Genomic DNA, 3,113 nt, shown 5'->3' with positions numbered 1-3,113 from the left:
TTTGTAAAGATTCCACTTTTCTCTGTTTCTCCAGTCTTCCTCTGTTATCTTCCAGTTTTTATATGATGTCTTCTCCCTCTCCTTAAACCGTCTGAGCTGTTCTTCACTGCTTATATGCAGCCAGAATTTCAATACCACGGCACCGTCATCTGACCACTGGGATTCCATAGAATTTATCTCGTGATAGGCCCTATGCCACTCTTCCTCTTTACAAAACCCCTCTACTCTTTCCACAAGGACTCTTCCGTACCATGTCCTGTCAAATATAGTAATATGTCCCCCCTTGGGGAAATCTTTCCAGAATCTCCACAGATAATGGTGTCTTTTTTCTGTGTCATTTGGAGCAGCTATCGGAATAACATCATATCCCCTGGGGTCTAGCCTGTCCACCGTTCTTTTTATGTTTCCTCCTTTTCCAGCTGCATCCCATCCCTCGTAGGCCAAGACCACCGGAATTCTCTTATCATATATCTCATGCTCCAATTCCATGAGTTTTTTCTTGTATCCGCTTAATTTTTTCTTATATTCTCTTCTGCTCACAGAATCCCCTAGGTTCACACTATCCAGGGAAAAACTTTTTTCTTTTAGAGGTATTATCTCCAGGCTTTCTTTGCCATGCTGATTTATGCCTTCCTCCAAAAACTCTGCAGTCTTCTGAAATACCTGTACCCTTGCACTGTCTATATCCTCAGAACATATTATGTTCCACCTGTCTCTGTCATTACCTGTATTTTGAATCAGTTCCTCGTATTGGTCCAAAATTTCATCATAATTTTTATTGCTCTCCCAGTCCTCTTTTGTTACCCTCCAGGAAGTTGAAGGATTCTTATCCAGTTTCTTAAATCTCTTTTTCTGTTCATCCTTTGAGATAAAAAGAAAAAACTTTATTATGATTGTTTTTCCGTTTTGCAGAAGTTCCTCTGTGTCCATTATCTCTCTGCATCTTCGTTTATACTCTTTCTTATCAATATTTTTCATATTTTTAATAACAGAAAAATACCAGCTTCTGTCAAAAATAGCTATCTCCCCTTCACCAGGAAGATTTTTCCAAAATTTCCAAAAAAATGGTCTGAGAAGTTCCTCTTCATTATCTTTATTATTTGAATAAACTTTATATCCTCTAGGATCCATGGCCACAAGAAGCTCATTCATCACAGCACCCTTACCAGAAGCATCCAGGCCCTCTAAAATAATCAGAATCGGAATTTTTTTGGCCCTTGCCGTTCTTTGAAGCTCTCCCATTTTTATAATTAGAGGTTCCATTGTCGACTTATACTCCTCTTTACTTATCTTCAGACAGCTTTTGAAATCAAACATAGTCTTCCTCCTCTGAAAATCTAAAATCACACTTTCTGACTTTTTTTAAATAAATTACTATAGTTTTTCTCAATTTTACTTAAAAACCCTCTTTTTTACAGGTGAAAAATGATGTATACTAAATTAAGGAATAATTCCCATCATTTTTTACGGTTTTTATTAAAAAAACAAATAAAGGCAAGGTGATATATTTGAACGAAAGATCAGAATATTTAATAATAGGAAACGGGATTGCTGGTATATCTGCAGCAGTAAACCTTAGGAATAAAGATAGCGAGGGGAAAATAACTGTGGTGACAAAGTCCCCTAAACCCTTTTACTATAGAATAAGACTCATTGAATACCTGGCAGATAAGACCGAATTTGAAAAACTTATCGGATATGGTGAGGGTTTTTATCTAGATAAAGATATCGACGTAAAATTAAATATGGAAGTTACTGGCATTGACTCCAAAAATAAAAAAGTTACCTTTGAAGACGGAAGCTCCATAGAATATAACAAACTCCTCCTGGCAACAGGTGCAAGGCCTAGATATCCTGATATAAAGGGAATAAAAGAAAAAAAGGGTGTCCTAAAATTTCGTGGGGTAAATGACAGTGATGAGATAGCAAATCATGTGGAAATCTGCAAAGATGTCGCTATTCTAGGGGGTGGCCTACTAGGGATTGAAACGGCTTTCTCGCTTTTTAACCTGGGAAAAAACGTAACTGTCATAGAGACTGCACCTAGACTTCTTCCTAGACAGCTAGATGAAGAAGGGTCACATATACTCCAAAAAGCCCTGGAAGAAAAAGGAATAAATTTCATTCTGGGAAAAAATGTAGAGGAGATATTGGGAAAAGACTCTGTAGAAGGTATCAAGTTTGATGACGGGGAAGTATTTGAGGTAAAAAGTCTCGTCCTGTCTGCAGGTATAACTCCTAGACTGGAGCTGGCAGAGAGTGCAGGAGTAGAGATAAATAGAGGAATAGTCGTAAACGAATATATGGAGACCAGCATAAAAGACATCTATGCAGCAGGTGATACTGCAGAATTTGAAGGAAGACTGTACGGCCTCTGGATCCCTTCGAAAGAACAGGGAGATATAGCCGGTAGTAATATGGCTGGTCAGAAATGCAAATATAATCCTATAAGTTCTGAGACCAGGCTGAAAGTTTCTGGTATCTCATTCTTCTCTGGAGGAAATATAGAACCTATGGGAGCAAATATCTATAAGTACAATAAAAACGGAATTTACAGGAAGTTCTTCGTCCGTGATGAAAAAATAGTGGGGGCTATCCTCCTAGGAGACCCTAAAACAGCTATGAAGGCTGGAGGATTTATCAAAAATCGTGAATCTACAGATGTTATTTACGGACTTTATGAATAATAGGGTATAGAGGCTGGGAAATCCCAGCCTCATTTTTTATTGTTGATATTTTAAAGATATTATTGAATTTCATTCAAGAAAAAAATTACACTTTACTTTAAAAATATTGAAATTCCTCTCATATTGAGTTTTATCAGATAAAATGTTATTATATTCCTAGCAATTAAAACATTAATATAAAGAGGCGATAAAAATGAAGTTCCCTTCAAATGAATGTACTGTAGGAGGTTGTGCCTGTAAAATGGGTCCTGCCGTCCTTTCAAAATTACTTTCCACCCTCCCAACTTTAAAAGATGAAAATCTAATAGTTGGATACGAAAAATCAGACGATGCATCGGTGTACAAACTCACTGATGATTTAGCTATGATACAGACACTTGATTTCTTTGCACCTATGATAAATGACCCCTATATATTTGGCCAGGT

2 protein-coding genes and 1 pseudogene are annotated in these 3,113 nt (G+C 37.0%); 2 read left to right on the top strand and 1 reads right to left on the bottom strand.

Annotated features, from left to right (window positions below):
• Positions 1 to 1,317 (bottom strand): phosphate--AMP phosphotransferase (locus tag ABZA26_RS11240; RefSeq protein WP_372714619.1); only part of this gene is annotated, 1,317 nt, incomplete at its 3' end.
• A 191-nt stretch (positions 1,318 to 1,508) separates the two neighbouring features.
• Between ABZA26_RS11240 and ABZA26_RS11235 the strand changes: the two genes are divergently transcribed.
• Together ABZA26_RS11235 and ABZA26_RS11230 are read left to right on the top strand one after the other, a co-directional pair.
• A complete protein-coding gene (locus tag ABZA26_RS11235) occupies positions 1,509 to 2,687 on the top strand; it encodes an NAD(P)/FAD-dependent oxidoreductase (RefSeq protein WP_372714618.1) in 1,179 nt (392 codons plus the stop codon).
• Positions 2,688 to 2,880: 193 nt separating this feature from the next.
• Positions 2,881 to 3,113, top strand: a pseudogene (locus ABZA26_RS11230) (selenide, water dikinase SelD); the annotation flags it as partial.

The organism is Ilyobacter sp., assembly GCF_041583315.1.
Taxonomy (GTDB): domain Bacteria; phylum Fusobacteriota; class Fusobacteriia; order Fusobacteriales; family Fusobacteriaceae; genus Ilyobacter.
Note: the sequence above shows the minus strand (reverse complement) of the source record. Positions and strands in the feature narration are given on the sequence as shown.